The sequence below is a fragment of the Nostoc sp. JL33 genome, from assembly GCF_017114985.1.
GTDB lineage: Bacteria > Cyanobacteriota > Cyanobacteriia > Cyanobacteriales > Nostocaceae > Nostoc.
The window spans coordinates 182,050-199,859 of record NZ_JABXKP010000039.1 but is presented as its reverse complement, the minus strand read 5'-3'; the positions used below and the strand labels follow the sequence as shown (position 1 = coordinate 199,859).

Below are 17,810 nucleotides of genomic sequence, written 5' to 3'. Positions count from 1 at the left end.
TCTTCTGTTTTTTTTTCAGTGCTAATCGAAGATGCTGTTTCTAGCATCTTCTTCAGTTTTTATCATAAGTTGAAGTTAGGTTGGTATTTTCTTTAATTCTACCAACTAGACTCAAAAGGCTGGGTCTGGAATTCCCGCCTGCTCATCAAACAACAGCCGCCTCTGGAATTGCATCCTACATTTTCCCTAAAGCATCAATCAAATTCTGTAATTGTTGATCTGCTTTAAAAACTCCTAAACCGCGCACCGTCACTTTCCCAAGAGAATACACAAAGCGCATTTTGAGATTTTCTGGTAAATTTAATGTTCTTATATAGTTATAAAGTAAATAATTATACTGATATTTGCCATATAATAAATAGTTAAACCGCTTAACCCTCTTTTATCACTTTGGGAAAACCCAATCGCTGAAAGCCTTTCGGGGCTTTAATTTCTACTAGGTTTTGGCTATAAATTTTAGTGACTGTTAGAAAATAAAGACTCAAAGCTTGACTCAATCAAAGTTCAGAATCTTGCTTCGATTATTGTTTTCCGAGAGTGACAAAACAGGGTTAATTTCGGTCAGAGGAGTACATCCACCTTATCTGTCAGTGTTCAGTATTAAAGTTGCTGCAAATTCACCAGTAAACCTGTGTCTCGATGCCGATTGTTTGTGTACAATAAACCTACTTCCTGATAGCCCGCAAACTTTGTAAAACCTTTTTATGTTGTGCAGTGGTGATATAAGCTATGACGTTCGATTATGGAGTATTAGGTCGAAAGCTCAAAAATGCACGTGAGAGTCTTCAAATAACATCAGAAGAGGCAGCAACACGGCTTAAAATAACCATACAGGAGTATTTAAAAATTGAATCTGGAACTGCAAATGTAACAGGAGATCAGTTAGTACTGCTAACAGTTATGTACCGTCGTGATTTTAGATATTTTGTTACTGGCGATTATCCATCAGCAGAATCTCAAGTGCAAGAAATGTATCGCCAGAATGCCGCACTTTCTCGCAGCGACCGTATTGCAATTCAGGAATTTGTTCGCTTATGTGAGTACGAAGATTTTCTAGAAAGAGAGATTTTTAAGCGTGAGCGTACACTAATTCCTGATTATACTCAATTCTCATTCAGACATACTAATTTTAAACGACAAGGTAGAGAAGCTGCTACTTTTGAAAGAAAACGACTAAGTTTAGAACAACGACCAATTGAAAACATTTTTGACGTAATACGAAGTCAAGGTATTCATGTTTTCAAACGCGAGCTAGAAGATCAGAATATTTCAGCACTCTATATCAATCACCCCATTGCTGGCCATTGTATTCTCATTAATTATTTAGAGGATTTGTCTCGGCAAAATTTCTCTGCTGCTCACGAATACTGCCACGCTTTATTTGACTCATCTCAAGGTCAAGAAGTGACATACTTAAAATCAAATAATAAATCTAAGTTTGAGTGGAGAGCTAATAGTTTTGCTGGCAATTTATTAGTTCCAAAGGAGAGAATAGAGATAGATTATTATCCTGTTTCTACCTATGAAGATTGGGTCATCCTTGCACGACAAGTGGCAGAGCGTTTTTATGTAAGCTCACAAGTAGTAATTATTCGATTTTCTGAAATTGGATGGCTTGATGATAATTTGCAGAAACAGCTACTTCAGGATAAACGTTTAGTGATTAAACGTACTGAAAAATTCGATCCTGAAACCCCACCAAGCTTGTCATCAGGTGTACGAAATAAACTAACACAAGTTATTCGTCAAGGCTTATCATGGCATTTTATTGATTTAAGTACACAAGCTTATAGAAGAGGAGAAATCACGTACCACAAGCTTCTAGATATGTTACTTCTTCCCCTAGAGCAAGGATCTCAGCTACTACGTGATCTTCTAACGTATTTGGAGGTAAGTGATTAGTGGGAAATATTGTGACTATCGATACTTGTGTGATTATTCACTTCATGTATATTAATCGCTTTTATCTTCTAAAGGCGTTAGGTTATTCTTTACTGACCACCATATATGTGCAGTTAGAGTTTGAACAAGGCTATCCTGAAAGTCTTGCCTATTACAATAAGTTACTTAATAGTGGCGAAATCTCGCGTTTTTCTCTAGAAATTGAGGATCTTGTTGAGATGTCAACTGTTCCCGAAAATAAGCGTGCAAGCGATGCAGAACTATCTTGCTTTGTTGTTGCTAAACGTATTGGTGGTAAGGCAATGACTGATGACGAAAGAGCAATTAAATATATTCAAAGATATATTTTAATGCCTACTGGTAGTATTATTCGACTAGTAGATATTTTATTGGAAGCATACCTAGCAGATCATTTAGGTGATCACGATTTGAAATTAATACAGAAGAAATTAGCGGACAATCAATTCATTATAAAAATAGACTTGGTTAATGAAGGTGCCAAAAGACGGTGGATGCTAGGAGGACAGAGTTAAGTGTGATGGCATCGATCATATCTCAAGGGCACAACGCACCGTTATCTCAAATATCCCAAACGTTACTACCGAGCTTAAGAAATTGCCAGTAGAGTAGCAAAATGCGTTGGTTGTTCGCGCTATAGAAACTTAGATGCCTAATCTCTCACAGAAAAACTAACTTACCACGAAATTACATAGATAACAGTATCGCACTTTGCATTTTGTTTGGTCTATGCCGATACATTGATCAACCATTCCAGCGCATTTCAAAGAGGCAGCTTTGCAATCCGATCAACCCATTCCTCTGCACTGGATATCGCCCAAATTATCAGCAGTTCCTCGATCGCAACTTCAACTGGTAGCTTTTGGGAAATAATGATCACTCCTGCACTATGATTGCTGGTAATGAACTCGGCAAACTCTGATGGCATTGTTTTACGGTCATGGCTGACGAGGATACGTCTTTGCTGTGCTGCGATCGCCAATACTTCAGAATCTTTTACACCTTCTAATCCAGCAGCCAAGGCAGTTTGGAAGTCAATGGTGGGTTCTTGTCGCAGAACTCCCGTAACGATCGCTTGATTCAAATCAGCATCGGCTTGGTAGCTAACATTCACGATTCTACCTGTTGTCTTGCTGCCTTGGCTGCCATGAGCTTGTTATACAAAGCAGGATCGGCGGTTTGTAGTGGTTGAGGCATAGTATCAAATGCTGCTGACTCGGCTTTTAGATAAGCATCAATATCAGCACGATTGGCTAGATAAAACGCGATCGCTCCATAAACTTGTTCAAGTGTCAGTAACGGAAAAGAATTAACAATGCTTTCAGGGGATAATCCTTTTTGGAAAGCATAAACAATCGAGTCCAGGGAAATCCGAGTTCCTGCAACCCAATAAGCATCTTGACGATATTCTATGTAAGATTTAGCTGTTACAACTGACATAGATTTGTTTTGACTCTACCTATAAAGTTAGACTACCACTCAAACAATAGCTGCCTCTGGAATCGCACCCTGCATTCTCCCGAAAGCATCAATCAAACTCTGCAATTGTTGATCTGCTTTAAAAACTCCTAACCCGCGCACCGTCACTTTCCCTGGAGAATAGACAAAGCGCGTCTTGAGATTTTCTGGTAAATTCGCCGCCAATAAATTCCAAGCAGGTTCCTCCATCGGCGTTTCTAAAACGACGTGCTGCTTTTGTTCTGGTTTAATCCGACTAAATCCGATTTTTTTCGCTAGCTGTTTGAGTTCCATAACTCGCAAAAGTTGATTTGCAGGCACTGGTAAACTACCATAGCGATCGCTCCACTCGGCTGCAATTAGCTTTAATTCTGATTTAGATTTAGCTGTGGCCACCGCTCGATAAGCACTCATCTTTTGATCCAAATCAGTAATGTAATCTGCTGGGATAAACGCCGTGAGATTGAGGTCAATCTGGGTATCCTCCACTTTCGGAATTTCTTGTCCTCGGATTTCCCGAATTGCTTCTTCCAGCATTTCCATGTATAAATCAAAACCGATGGCATCCATTTGACCGGATTGTTCTGCACCTAACAAGTTACCCACGCCTCTGATTTCCATATCGCGCATCGCTAGCTGATACCCAGAACCTAGCTGAGTAAATTCCTGAATCGCTCGTAAACGTTGCCGTGCCGCATCAGATAACATTCGCTGCTTTGGATAAAATAACCAAGCATGAGCTTGGATACCTGCACGTCCCACACGACCGCGTAATTGATACAGTTGTGCCAATCCAAAGCGATGAGCATCTTCAATCAAAATCGTATTTACTCGTGGAATATCTAAGCCAGATTCAATAATTGTCGTACAAACGAGGATGTCTGCATCGCCATTACTGAAGGTGAGCATGGTTGATTCTAACTCGCTTTCATCCATTTGACCGTGAGCGATCGCAAATCTAGCTCCCGGTAAAACTTCTCGTAAATTGGCTGTTGTCTCTTCAATTCCGTCCACCCGTGGAACTACATAAAAAACCTGACCCCCTCTGTCTAATTCTTGACGAATTGCAGTGCGGATACTTTCGGAATTAATCGGTGATAGATGGGTTTTAATCGCGCGTCTGGTTGGGGGTGGCGTGGTAATTAAACTCATTTCCCGAATTCCCGACAAGGACATATACAAAGTGCGGGGAATGGGAGTGGCTGAAAGGGTAAGCACATCCACTTGAGTTTTCAAGCTTTTAATTTTCTCTTTCTGGTTTACCCCAAATCGCTGTTCTTCATCTACTACCAACAGCCCTAAATCGCGGAATGCCACACCTTTACCTAAAAGTTGGTGTGTACCTACGACTACATCTAATTCACCTGTTGCCAATCGCTTTTGAATATCGCGGCGTTCTTCAGCCGAACGAAAACGGTTGAGTAAACCGACATTTACGGGGTAGGGTGCAAAACGTTCTTTGAGTGTATGGTAATGCTGCTGTGTTAAAATTGTTGTTGGCGCAAGGAGTGCCACTTGTTTACCGGCGATAACTGCTTTGAAAATAGCACGAATCGCCACTTCCGTTTTTCCGAAACCGACATCGCCACAAACTAAGCGATCCATTGGGCGATCGCTTTCCATGTCTCGTTTCACATCTTGAACAGCTTTGAGCTGATCCGTTGTGGGTTGGTAGGGGAAAGAATCTTCCAATTCCTCCTGCCAAGGCATATCACCTGGGAAGCTAAAACCTTGTTGTTGCGATCGCGCTGCATACAGTTTCAACAAGTCGACCGCCAATTTTTTGATCGCTTTGCGGACTTTATTCTTCGTATTTTCCCAAGCTTTCCCGGTCATCCGGTTGAGTTCCGGTGCTTTATCTCCTGCGGCGCGGAACCGGGATAAAGCACCTACTTGATCGGCTGCGACTCTGAGTAACCCATCAGCATACTGCACCACCAAATAATCACGGGTTTCGTTATTAATCGTCAAACTTTCCAGCTTGACAAATTTACCAACACCATGATTTCTGTGAACTACATAATCGCCTGGACGCAGCTTATTGGGATCAACTTGTTTAGAAGTAGCTTTGTGGCGCTTGCGGATATAGCCGGGAGTCGCCAAAGAATGCTGCCCAAAAAATTCCCGATCTGTAACGATTACTAATCGGTACGTAGGCAGGATAAAACCTTCTAGTTCCGCCAGACCAGAATATTTTAAGGCTATGGGAGTATGGTTGATTTGGAGCTTATCGATCGCTTGGTAGTCGCGGGGATTGGGGATAAACTGAGCCGGACAATCATGTTCTTGCAAAAGCGAGACAGAACGCGAAGGTTGAGCAGAAAGTAGCCAGATAGAGAAATTGCGATCGCGTTGTTGGCGGATGGTTTCAGCTAGTTTAGCAAACTGGTGCGGCGTGACTGGAACAGGTCGGCTGGCCAGATTGATCCCACTATTTTCTTCTGACAGTTCCGATAAATATAATGTTTTAAATTTAGCAACATCAACCAGACACTCATCAAACGAACGGTGGATTTTCGGCAATGATAAGGGAGTAGGGAGTAGGGAGTGGGGAGTCGGGGTAGATTCTTCACCATTCCCTACTCCCCATTCCCTATTCGCCATTCCCCACTGTTCCTCAGCATTTTCTACCCAGCGATCGCTATGAGCATGACACTGTTCTGGCTCATCAATGGCAATCAGGGTATTTTCTGCTAAGTAGTTTAACAGAGATGCTGGTTGCTCGAACGCTAACCCCAAAAAGCGACGACTACCCTCAATCAGTGATGAGTTATCAGTGCTAAGTTCTAAGTCAGAATTTAACTCATAACTCCTAACTCCTAACTCAGAACTATTCTTCAATGCTGCCATCACTACGGGAGTAAAGCTAGTCGGGGTAAGAACTAACTGATCAACTTTGTCAAGGGCTGAACGTTGGGTTGCGGGGTCAAATTCCCGCATTTGCTCGATTTCATCGCCAAACCATTCCAACCGGACTGGAAACTCAGATGAAACTGGGAACACATCAACAATATCGCCCCGCCGGCTCCACTGTCCTTCTGTTTCCACCAAAGGCACTCTTTCGTACCCCAAAATAGTTATTTTCTCACTGAAGGCATTCAAGTCTAATTCCATCCCCCGCTTCAGGGTAAGACAGAATTGCCCAAAAGCTGCTGGTGGTGGTAAGTGGGGTTGCAGCGCCCCTTGAGTAGCCACAATCGCCATCTTAGGTAATTGAGAATTGGAATTTGGGATCTGGTTTTCTTGCCTATGCCCTATGCCCAATGATGCCCCATGCCCCATACTCAAATCTGCCAATACCTGCATTTGCCCCCAACTCATCTCAGTTTCCGGGTCAAAAGGTTCGTAAGGAGAAGCCTCGGAGGTGGGGTAAAAATGTACTGTTTGCCATCCCATTGCCTCCAGTTGTGCGTAAACGCGTCCAGCTTCTTCCAGAGTGGCGCAAACCACGAACAAATTCTTGCCACTAGACTGCGCTAATGCCGAAGCCACTAGAGTCTTGGGCAGCCTGGGAATGCCATTTAACCGCAATTCTTGTTGTCGGTTTAGCTTAGAAATAAATTCAGTAGTCAGCGGCGATCGCGCTAAGGCACGCACAATAGAAGAAAATGACATAAGTACTACTAGCGATGGGAGTCTTTGTGGTCAGAAAATCTTGAGGCAGTTTATGTCAACCATTTTAAAAGTGTTAACAGCCTTCTTAATTCCTTCGGTGGAAGAATAATGTATAGCCACTAATAAACTTAAGAACTATAACTATTACTTTGTGTACAGTCAAAGTATTTATAGAAGCATCTTTAATACTAGATACTAGGGATTGAGCTACGTTCGCTCTGATAAGCCGCAATTTTAAACATGTCCTCCATCACTTTTGAAATTTTAATCATTTTGGTGCTAATTATTGCCAACGGCGTGTTTTCTATGTCTGAGATGGCGATTGTCTCAGCACGGAAAGTTAGGCTACAACAGCTTGCCAATCAAGGAGATCCCAAGGCAAAGGCAGCATTGAAACTAGCTGAGTCTCCAAATCATTTCCTGTCAACCGTTCAAGTGGGTATTTCCCTGATCGGTATCCTTACAGGTGCTTTTGGAGGAGCGACAATTGCCAACCGACTGGCAATCTATGTAAAACGTGTCCCCTTGTTAGCACCTTATAGTGAACCGCTATCTTTCGGAATAGTGGTTTTGCTGATTACCTATTTTTCACTGATAGTTGGCGAATTAGTACCAAAGCGTCTGGCATTAAACAACCCAGAAAAGATTGCATCAATTGTAGCTATTCCGATGCAAGCCTTGGCGGCGATCGCTTCTCCAGTAGTCTTTCTCTTAAGCGCTTCTACAGATTTAATCCTGCGATTACTGGGAATTACAGCTTCTACCGAGCCGCAAGTCACCGAAGAAGAAATTAAAATCTTAATTGAGCAAGGCACCGAGGCGGGAACCTTTGAGGAAGCCGAACAGGATATGGTAGAGCGAGTCTTTCGTTTAGGCGATCGCCCTGTCAGCTACTTAATGACACCCCGCCCGGATATTGTCTGGCTAGACTTAGACGACTCTGCCGAAGAAAATCGTCAAAAAATGGTTGATAGTGCCTATTCTCGGTATCCAATTTGTCAGGGAGGACTTGACAATGTGCTGGGTGTTATCCCTGTCACCGACTTATTAGCCAGGAGTTTCCGAGGGGAACCGCTAGACTTGACAGTGGGATTGCGACAGCCCGTATTTGTGCCAGAAAGCACCCGTGGTTTGAAAGTTTTGGAATTGTTCAAACAAACCATCACTCATATGGCGTTGGTAGTCGATGAATACGGTGTGATTCAAGGATTAGTCACTCTCAACGACATCATGAGCGAAATCGTGGGTGATGTTCCTTCCACAGATGGGCAAGATCAACCACAAGCTGTACAACGCGAAGATGGTTCCTGGCTTTTGGATGGGATGTTGCCTGTAGAGGAGTTTTTGGAACTTTTCGGTATGGAAGAGTGGGAATCTGATGAACGCGGTAGTTATCAAACTTTAGGCGGTTTTGTGATCACCCATTTAGGTCGGATTCCCGCCGCAGCAGATTATTTTGAATGGCAAAGTATGCGAATTGAAGTGATGGATATGGATGGTAATCGCGTTGATAAGGTGCTAGTCGTACCGAAGGCAAGTAAATCAGCAGAGACGAAAAAATCTGAGTAAGCTGAAAAACATCTAAATTGCATAACCTAATTAAACCTAACTCTTGTGGGGTGGGCCGGAAAGCCCGCCCTAATGGGAGCAAGTTAAATGTGGAACAGCTTAGTATTGGGCATTGGGCATTGGGGATGGGGGATTGGGCATTGGGCATTGGGCATTGAGAATTAATCCGATCTGCGACTTATTCTTGAAACCCCGCTTCCATTCCTCTCCCCCCTACGGTGTACACACAAGTCCAATTACCCCCCTTAATCCCCCCGATGTATTGGGAGGAAACAGGAAATCCAGTTCCCTCTCCAATATATCGGGGAGGGTTAGGGTGGGGTAATGTTTATTCTTTTCCATCCACTGTGCCAAATGCCCTATTTATGCAAATTGTCAACTTTGAGACAATCGTTTCACCTCTGCACCCGCCAACATCTGATGGGCTTGTTCCAGAAGTTGGGGGATTTTATCAGCGTGGGGATTGCCGGCGAGACATTGGCGCAAGTTTAATTCATCTAGTCGATCAGCTTTATTGCCGGGGAACCAGTGGCTGCCATTGCCAAGCAGGTTGTAGCGCATTTTGCCATAGTCTACCAGATTGTAGGCGATCGCTAGATTTCGCAGCCACAAAATCACCCGAATATTTACCTCACCAGGGGTTTCCTCAAAGGTTGGTAGATTTGTCTGCCAGGATTTTACCCAATCTTCTCCCAAAGTAGCGATCGCTTCTGATTCCAACCTTGCTAAAATTGGTGGCAAAATTGACGATGCATGATCTACTAATTCTAAAGTCTTCAGATGTTCATCAAAATCTTCTGGTTTTGCTGCTCCCAAGCTCAGGGTATGCACCTCTTGATGACTCAAACAAAACAAATCATTAAACACCATTGGACTCAAAGGGGCGCAAAGATTGACTAATTTTTGTGGAGGTTCATACAACAAACCTCCTTTATTAGATGGGCTAATGATAAACACCCCCATATCATGGCGTTTAGCTGCTTCAATTGCCGCCCAATTCCATTGATTAATGTAGTACCAGTGCAGGTTCACATAATCAAATTGATTGGTATTAATTGTCTGCACAATCGTATCTGTTGATCCGTGTGTAGAAAAGCCAATAAATCTAACTTTTCCCTCAGCTTGCAACTGCTGGGCTACTTCTAAACAGCCACCAGGACGGATGCTGTAGTCTAATGACTCAGGATGATTAATCCCGTGCAACCCCAGCAAATCAACGTAATCTAACTGGAGATTTCTTAGTGATTTTTCAAATGTCTCACGAAATTCTTTAGCATCTGCCTGTGGGTTGATTTTAGTTTGAACGATCAACTTTTCGCGGGGAAACTTGGGCAATATTCTCCCCAATTGCATTTCGGAAGTACCATAACCACGGGCAGTTTCAATATGATTAATCCCAACTTCCACTGCCCTTCTAATAGTGGCTTCTAGATTCGCCTGGTTATCAGCAGGAATTTCATTATTGGGAACATCCTCCCATTTGAACTGATATCTCATGCCACCGCAGGAAAACACTGGCATCTGTAATTCTGTGCGTCCAAATCGTCTATATAGCATCAGTAGATCGTGGATTAGGGATTGCTTACCAACTTAAAATCTCAAAACGACAGTCATTCGAGCTTTCAGTGCCACAATAATTACCTCTGTTCAATCTGTGACACTAGCAAGATTCATCGCATTATTAAATCGGTCAGGTCTTTTGATTATTCGACTATCAGATGATGTAGATCATAGCCCCTCCTCGCTAGCGGGGAGGGGTTGGGGGTGGGGTTCTTGTACTTCACTCAAGCGAGAACCGCTACATCAGTATTCCAGTTCCACAGAGTAATTATCTCATCCTAATTACCACTAGCAAGCATTTTTCGATTATTCTCTCAATTGTTTTTTAGACTCAGAAATGGCAAAACTACCCAGCTAGCTGTGCTGAGTTGATACCCTTCGGGTGACGCTCGTAGCGTTAATTCTTTGGAGACTGTGCCTGCGTTAAGCAATTTCTCAATATTTCAGCTAACACCTGTACATGGGGTTCCTTAAGTAGCTCAAGGTGAGAACCAGGAAGGTAATGGATATCTAATCCTCCAGCCACTAGGTCGCCCCAGCCGAATTGAGGATCGTATCGAGTGCCTATAGCTTCGCTGCGATTTTTATCCTCTGTCCGCAAGAGGATAGCTCGACCAAGGTAAGGTGAAAAGATATATTCACTGATGGCTTGAGTGTTAGTATCTATAATCTTTAAGTGCTTGTCAGTTTCAGGTAAATGAAGTACCCCTTCCAAGTAACGTTTATATCTATTTTGGAGATGCTGCTTACGCCAATAGCTCCATTCTCCAGACTTTTGCCAAAGGTAGATAGGCCCTTCTTGAATAATATTATTTAAATGCAAAAAAATTCGCTTCAGAAATGATGCCCGCCAGCTATAACCTGGACGACAACTATCAACTATAGCTAGAATACCAACTTCTTCGCCTTGCTCTTGGAGTTGCCGAGCCATCTCGAAAGCAACTATACCCCCAAAAGAATAACCTCCCAGAAAATAAGGCCCATTGGGCTGAAGCGTCTGAATTTCTTGAATGTAGTGAGTTGCCATATCTTCAATCCGCGTATGGAAAGGGTGTTTTCCATCTAGCGCTTGTGGCTGTAGTCCGTAGAATGGTTGGTCTGACCCCAGATGCAGTGCCAATTCCCGGAAACACAAGACTTCTCCACCCAGTCCGTGAATACAGAAAAAAGGTGGCTTGGAACCATTGGGTTGAATTTCTACCAGGGATGACCAGCTAGATTTTGATTTGTCTAAGGTATTTCCTAAAGCCAAGTTTCTTGCTAAATCTTTTTCTTGGGAGATTATTTTGGCTAGAGCCTCTACAGTCCCTGACTGGAACAAAATCGCCAGAGGCAGATTTTTATTAAATGTCTTCTCAATTTGCCAAAACAGTTTTACCGCTAATATGGAGTGTCCTCCTAGCTCAAAGAAGTTGTCCCTGATGCCGATAGGCTGGACACCTAAAATTTCTGACCAAATTTTGGTCAGCTGGAATTCTAATTGATCACGGGGAGCCACATAGGTGTTTTCTGAATCAAGCCTTGTTGAGTCTGGTGCTGGTAAAGCGCGGCGGTCGATTTTGCCGTTGGGGGTTAGGGGTACGGTATCTAGTAAAACGAAAGCACTAGGCACCATATATTCTGGCAGTTTCTGTTTGAGGAAGTGGCGCAGTTCGTCTGTGCTTGGTGTCTGTTCTGGCTGAGGTACGATGTAGGCGACTAGTCGCTGGTTTTCTGGATTATCAATAGCTGTGACAACAGTTTGCTGTATAGCAGGGTGTTCTGCTAGGAAAGTTTCAATTTCTCCAAGTTCGATGCGGAAACCACGAATTTTTACCTGATGATCAATTCTACCGATGTATTCAATGTTGCCATCGTCAAGATAGCGGGCTAAGTCTCCAGTTTTGTAAAGTTTTTCGCCTTCCTTAAAGGGATGGGAAATAAATCGCTCGGCTGTTAAGTCTGGACGGTTAAGATAGCCTCTAGCAACTCCGATACCACCAATATAAAGTTCGCCGATCGCACCCAAGGGAACTGCTTGTAAATGGGAGTCGAGGATATAAAGTTGAGTGTTAGCGATCGCTCTCCCAATCGGTACACTTTTTAAGTTGCTCTCTTTTTGACACTGCCAAAATGTGACATCAATTGCCGCTTCGGTAGGGCCATAAAGGTTGTGTAGTTCACATCCCATTGGCTGAAAAAACCGCTCCTGGAGGTCAACTGGTAAGGCTTCTCCACTACAAAACACCCGTTTTAAAGATTGACAACGTTCTAGTCCTTTGGTTTCTAGAAATATCTGCAACATGGAGGGGACAAAATGCAGTGTTGTAATTTCCTCTTGGACGATGGTGTTGATTAAGTAAGTCGCATCTCGTTGTCCGCCTGGTTGAGCCATCACTAAACGCGCCCCTGTCAATAGCGGCCAGAAAAACTCCCAAACGGAAACGTCGAAACTAAAAGGCGTTTTTTGCAGAACGCGATCAGTTTCAGTTAGTTTGTAAGCGTCTTGCATCCACAGTAAGCGATTGCAAATTCCTCGATGGCTGTTCATCGCGCCTTTTGGTTTGCCGGTGGAACCAGAGGTGTAAATTACATAAGCTAGATCCAGAGGCTTGACATTTGAATTGGGATTGCTTTGGCTTTGTTGTGAGATTGTTTCCCAGTCGGTATCTAAACAAATTTTTTCGGTATTTGTAGGCAGATGATCAACTAAACTCTTTTGGGTTAACAGCACTGGGGCTTGACAATCTTCTAGCATATATGCTAGACGCTCTTGAGGATATTCCGGATCAAGAGGGACATAAGCGCCGCCAGCTTTCAGAATCCCTAACAATCCCACAACCATTTCTAAGGAACGCTCAACACAAATGGCTACGAGTACATCTGGCTGGACTCCACAAGTTTGCAAGTGGTGTGCTAGCTGATTGGCGCGACAATTAAGCTGATGATATGTAAGGTGCTTGTCGGCAAATTTTACAGCGATCGCATCTGGTGTTTTCTCTACCTGCGCTTCAAATAACTGGTGCAGACATTGAGATAAATCGTAGTCAGTTTGGGTATTATTCCACTCTACTAGTAGCTGATGCTGTTCGGCTGCTGTTAACAGAGGTAAATCTGAAATCTGCTGTTCTGGATTGGCGACGATCCCTTCAAGTAAAGTTTGGAAATGCCCTACCATTCGAGCGATCGTTGCCGCATCGAATAAGTCTGTGTTGTATTCAATTCCACCTTTGATCCCGGCTGAAGTTTCTTCCAGGTCGAGGGTAAGATCGAACTTTGCAGCACCGCTATGCACTTCTAAAGGAGTAATGGTCAATCCCGGAAGTTCCCAGAGTTCGCTTGGGGTATTGTGGAAGGCAAACATTACCTGAAATAGCGGTGAGTGGCTGAGATTTCGTTCTGGCTGTAATTCTTCTACTAGCTTCTCGAAGGGCAGGTCTTGGTGGGCATAAGCTTTTAATGTTACTTCTCGAATTTGAGTAAGTAACTGCCGGAAACTTGGGTTGCCTGAAAAATTAGTGCGTATGGCTAGGGTATTGACAAAGAACCCAATCAACCCTTCGGTTTCAACTTGGTTGCGACCAGCGATCGGAGAACCGATGAGAATGTCTTCTTGCCCAGTGTAGCGGTGCAATATTGTCCCAAAAGCCGCCAGCAATGTCATGAATAGGGTGACACCTTGCTGATGCGAGAGTTCTTTTAGCGATGCACTCAGGGTTTGGGGTAGCATCAGGGATTGCACTGTTCCCTGGTAAGTTTGGATTGGTGGGCGTGGTCGGTCGGTTGGTAATTCTAATACAGTATTAGCACCTGCTAACTGGGTTTTCCAGTAGTTGATTTGGCGCGAAAGTACCTCACCCGATAGCCATTGGTGTTGCCAGACAGCAAAATCGGCATACTGAATGGGCAATTTTGCCAGGGGGTTCGGCTTCCCGCTCAAAAAGGCTTGATAAACGGCTGCTAACTGCTGCCAGAGAATGCCTATTGACCAGCCATCTGAGGCGATGTGGTGCATGACCAACAGGAGTATATGCTCCTCTTGGTCTACCTGGAGCAAAGTAGCTCGCAGCATCAAGTCAGATTCTAAGTTGAAGGGGCGTTGCGCCTCTTGATTTAGGAGATATTCCGTTTGCTTTGGTGTTACCTGAATAATTTTCAGTTCCACTGACCGAGGCGTGCCAATTACTTGTATGGGATTACCATCAAGTGATCTAATAAAGTTTGTTCGCAGTGCCTCGTGATCGACGACGATCGCATCTAGTGACTGTTGCAATATACCCGCATTTAACTTACCCGTTAAGCGCTGTGCATTCGAGACGATATATGCTCGGCTGTTGGGTTGCAACTGCTCCAAAAACCATACTCGCTGCTGGGCAAAGGATAAAGGGGCTGACTCCCGGTTGGCTAGTTGGGGAATAGTCTGATTTTGGGGATCATCTTCTTGAGTCTGTTTTTGGGCGAACGCTTCAGCTAAAGTAGCGATCGTGGGATTCTCAAATAACAGTTGCAGGGGTATTTCTATCCGAAACACTTGGCGAATCCTAGACATGACTTGAGTCGCCAGCAGTGAATGACCTCCCAATTCAAAAAAATTGTCGTGGATGCCTACTTGTTCCAGACGCAAAACTTTCGCCCAGATGCTAGCTAAGACTTCTTCTGTCGAATTCTGAGGTGCAACAAACTTAGTTGACAGCCCAAGAGTAAATGTATCCGGTGCAGGCAAGGCGCGGCGGTCTATTTTACCGTTGGGATTTAATGGTAGGGTGTCTAAAAATACAAAGAAACTAGGCACCATGTATTCAGGTAGCCGAGTTTCTAAAAAGCGACGCAATTCAACCTGGCTAGGAATTTGCTCTGGACTGGCAACAACATATGCCACGAGTTGCTTGTCACCAACAATATCCTCTCTAGCTATGACTAGAGCCTGTGTCAGTGCCGGATGTTGACCTAAAATGGCTTCAATTTCTCCTAATTCAATTCGGAAGCCACGTACTTTTACTTGGTGGTCAATGCGACCAAGGAACTCGATATTACCATCATTTAAATAACGTGCTAAGTCCCCAGTTTTGTAAAGACGTGCCCCAAGTTCAGAGCTAAAAGGGTTGAAAATGAATTTCTCTATGGTCAATTCTGGACGGTTCAGATAACCTCGCGCTAGACCAATACCGCCAATGTGCAGTTCACCTGATTCACCAACAGGCACAGCCTGCAAATTTTCATCGAGGATGTGAATCTCTGCATTAGTAATGGGGCGACCAATGGGAGCAAAGGCGTAATTAGTGCCGCGCTGGCAACTCCAGAAAGTGGTATCAATGGAAGCTTCTGTTGGCCCATAGCAATTATGCAGAACATTGTCCAAATTAAGTTGGGCATAAAAGCGTTCTATGAGTTCGCCAGGTAAAGCTTCACCACCGCAGGTAATGTGCCTGAGCTGACAATTTTCAATTCCCTTCTCTTCCAGTAAGACACGGAGCATGGAAGGCACTAAGCCTAATACAGTGATTTGCTGCTCAGTAATCACCTTCACAAGGTAGGCAGTATCTTGATGTCCACCAGGGCGAGCCATGAACAATTGCCCCCCGAAGCACAATGGCCAGAATATCTGCCACACTGAGGGGTCGAAGCTAAAAGAAATAGTCAGTAAAACTTTGTCTACCGCAGTTAATCCAAAGGTTGTTTGCTTCCAGTGGAGTTCATTGCAGATCCCCCGGTGAGGGATCATTACACCCTTGGGCTGTCCTGTAGAGCCAGATGTGTAGATTACGTAGATGAGATTATCAGTCGTCGTCTCATTTACAGGATTTTCTTGACTGTTTCGGATATTCCCTTGCCAGTTTGAGTCCAGACAAATTACTTGCGCCTGATGCGGGGGTAAGTTCTTCACCAATTTTTCTTGAGTTAACAACACTGGTGTCTGGGTGTCTGACAAGATGAAGGCTAAACGCTCTGAAGGATATGCTGGATCTAAGGGCACATAAGCACCTCCAGCTTTGAGAATTGCCAGCAGTCCGATGATCATCTCCAAGGAGCGATCTAGGCAAATGCCTACAAGTACTTCCGGCCCAACGCCTAAAGTACGTAAGTGGTGCGCTAGTTGATTAGCCCGTTGGTTTAACTGCCGATAAGTAAGTTGTGTATTTTCAAATACTACAGCAATCGCTTGGGGCGATCGCTCAACTTGCATCTCAAACATCTGATGGATGCACAAATCCTGATGATCAAGTGCTTGGGTGTCATTCCATTGCTGTAAAACTTGAGCGCCAATGATCTGAGTTAAGGTATCTAACGGAATATTTGGCTTATATTCTGAAGTCTGGCTATTATTTATTTGCATTTTCTTCTATATAAATTCGGTGGTATCAACCGTCCGCAGTCATCCACAGCAAGGTAGCGATCGTGTTTAGTACAATCGCACTTTGATAACAATTAAATATCAAAGCACTTCAACTAAAGTTTAGACAAAAGGGATGTGAGCAAATACAGTCCCCAATCTATAGAAGATGAGAGAAATCCCACTAACTCTCATATGCCAATATAATAAAATTTACCAAACTCAAAACTTAGTGTCTAATTTTTGACTATTACCAAGACCTTCATTTCAGAATTGAGCAGAGGTTGATGATAATTATAGTCAGCTATTCAAGAGGCTTGAAATGGAGATAACCAAGCTGATTGTATTTACTAAGTACATCGCAATTTACAAAATTCCTATATTTATTTTTTCTGAAAGAGATAAATTGTTTACTCTATCTGGGTTTTCACTATTTACGAATCATTTTTGGGCCGCAAAATCAGGTTAAATTTTAAACTATTTAGGCGCAAATTGGTCAGCAAACGCCACTTTTGTGTGTTCAAAAAGCTGCCTAATTGATTTATCTTTAACTTCCTGATTTCCATACTTTTACCCGATACTTTCTCGATTAAAACTCTAAACCGTAATTAAACCCAAAGGATTAACTATTGATTTTAGCCAACAAAAAACAAGCATTATATTTAACACCTCATGCTTAGTTCAAAAATAAATTTGTGTTTGATTGTAATCAAGCCATCATAAAAGTACATTATCCTTTTTTAATAAAATCCACTAAACGAAAAAATAATTCTTACCGAATCTTCATTTTGTTTCCTTATATATAAAATTAATGTAAAGTCATAATATTATTTTATTATTGAAAAATTACGCGAACTTCGGAAACCTAGGTGGGTGGGCTTCATTTCTGTAACTTCTGTCTTCTAGTTGATACAGCCCCGTCGGTAAGGTAATTGCCCTTTTGGCGCTTTAAAAACTTAACAACATCAGAATTAATATCGGGTACTTACCCTCCAGAATGTAATCTAGAGCATCAGTTGATTAATCAAAAACTTAAACCCCCAGCCCCTTCCCCTACTAGCTACGGTGTACACAAAAGTCCTAAAATCCTTGCCTGTTAAGATACAAGCCTTGGTAGGCAAGGTTTTGAGTTGATCAAGCTGATTATCAATAGTCTCAGCTTATTGATAGAGGTCTAACGGAAAATTCGTAAGGTAAAGTTTTGTAACAATAATCAACTTTTTGATGCATTTCGTTATATGTTGTGTGTGTAAGTTTTGTTAATCAGTAATTATGCGTAAAGAAACAGAGAAGCTTCTAAGCAAAACTGAACTATTCTAAGTAAAGATGTTAGAATAATTTCGGAACAAATATAATTGTCCCATAGAAGCGAACTCTG

8 protein-coding genes are annotated in these 17,810 nt (G+C 43.0%); 3 read left to right on the top strand and 5 right to left on the bottom strand.

Translation table 11 applies throughout. From position 1 onward, the window contains the following. Positions 1-729: 729 nt before the first annotated feature. Both HWQ23_RS10860 and HWQ23_RS10855 read left to right on the top strand, forming a co-directional pair. On the top strand, positions 730-1,902 hold the full coding sequence (locus HWQ23_RS10860) for a helix-turn-helix domain-containing protein (RefSeq protein WP_292827612.1): 1,173 nt from the start codon (positions 730-732) through the stop codon (positions 1,900-1,902). A gap of 11 nt (positions 1,903-1,913) precedes the next feature. Next, positions 1,914-2,435: a hypothetical protein gene (locus HWQ23_RS10855; protein ID WP_292827609.1), complete on the top strand. Its 522-nt coding sequence runs from the start codon at positions 1,914-1,916 to the stop codon at positions 2,433-2,435. Between the two features lie 248 nt (positions 2,436-2,683). On the opposite strand, the gene HWQ23_RS10850 is transcribed toward HWQ23_RS10855, so the two are convergent. Genes HWQ23_RS10850 through mfd form a run of 3 tightly spaced genes read right to left on the bottom strand, consistent with a single transcriptional unit; the run spans position 2,684 to position 6,993 of the window. Continuing rightward, entirely contained in the window at positions 2,684-3,034 is a 351-nt protein-coding gene (locus HWQ23_RS10850; RefSeq protein WP_292827606.1) for a DUF5615 family PIN-like protein, read from the bottom strand. Next, positions 3,031-3,360, bottom strand: coding sequence for a DUF433 domain-containing protein (locus HWQ23_RS10845; RefSeq protein ID WP_292770576.1), 330 nt, complete (start codon positions 3,358-3,360; stop codon positions 3,031-3,033). The genes HWQ23_RS10850 and HWQ23_RS10845 overlap by 4 nt, the downstream gene beginning before the upstream one ends. A 39-nt stretch (positions 3,361-3,399) precedes the next feature. Next, the gene (gene mfd, locus HWQ23_RS10840; RefSeq protein WP_292827603.1) at positions 3,400-6,993 is read right to left on the bottom strand and encodes a transcription-repair coupling factor; all 3,594 of its coding nucleotides are present in this window, start codon (positions 6,991-6,993) and stop codon (positions 3,400-3,402) included. 240 nt (positions 6,994-7,233) lie between these two features. Here mfd and HWQ23_RS10835 point away from each other — a divergent pair, with 240 nt between their 5' ends. Continuing rightward, on the top strand, positions 7,234-8,562 hold the full coding sequence (locus HWQ23_RS10835; RefSeq protein ID WP_292827600.1) for a hemolysin family protein: 1,329 nt from the start codon (positions 7,234-7,236) through the stop codon (positions 8,560-8,562). 375 nt (positions 8,563-8,937) lie between these two features. Here HWQ23_RS10835 and HWQ23_RS10830 read toward each other — a convergent pair whose 3' ends face one another. Beyond that, entirely contained in the window at positions 8,938-10,119 is a 1,182-nt protein-coding gene (locus HWQ23_RS10830; RefSeq protein WP_292827597.1) for an aldo/keto reductase, read from the bottom strand. A gap of 400 nt (positions 10,120-10,519) precedes the next feature. Continuing rightward, entirely contained in the window at positions 10,520-16,435 is a 5,916-nt protein-coding gene (locus HWQ23_RS10825; protein ID WP_292827594.1) for an amino acid adenylation domain-containing protein, read from the bottom strand. Positions 16,436-17,810 lie beyond the last annotated feature (1,375 nt).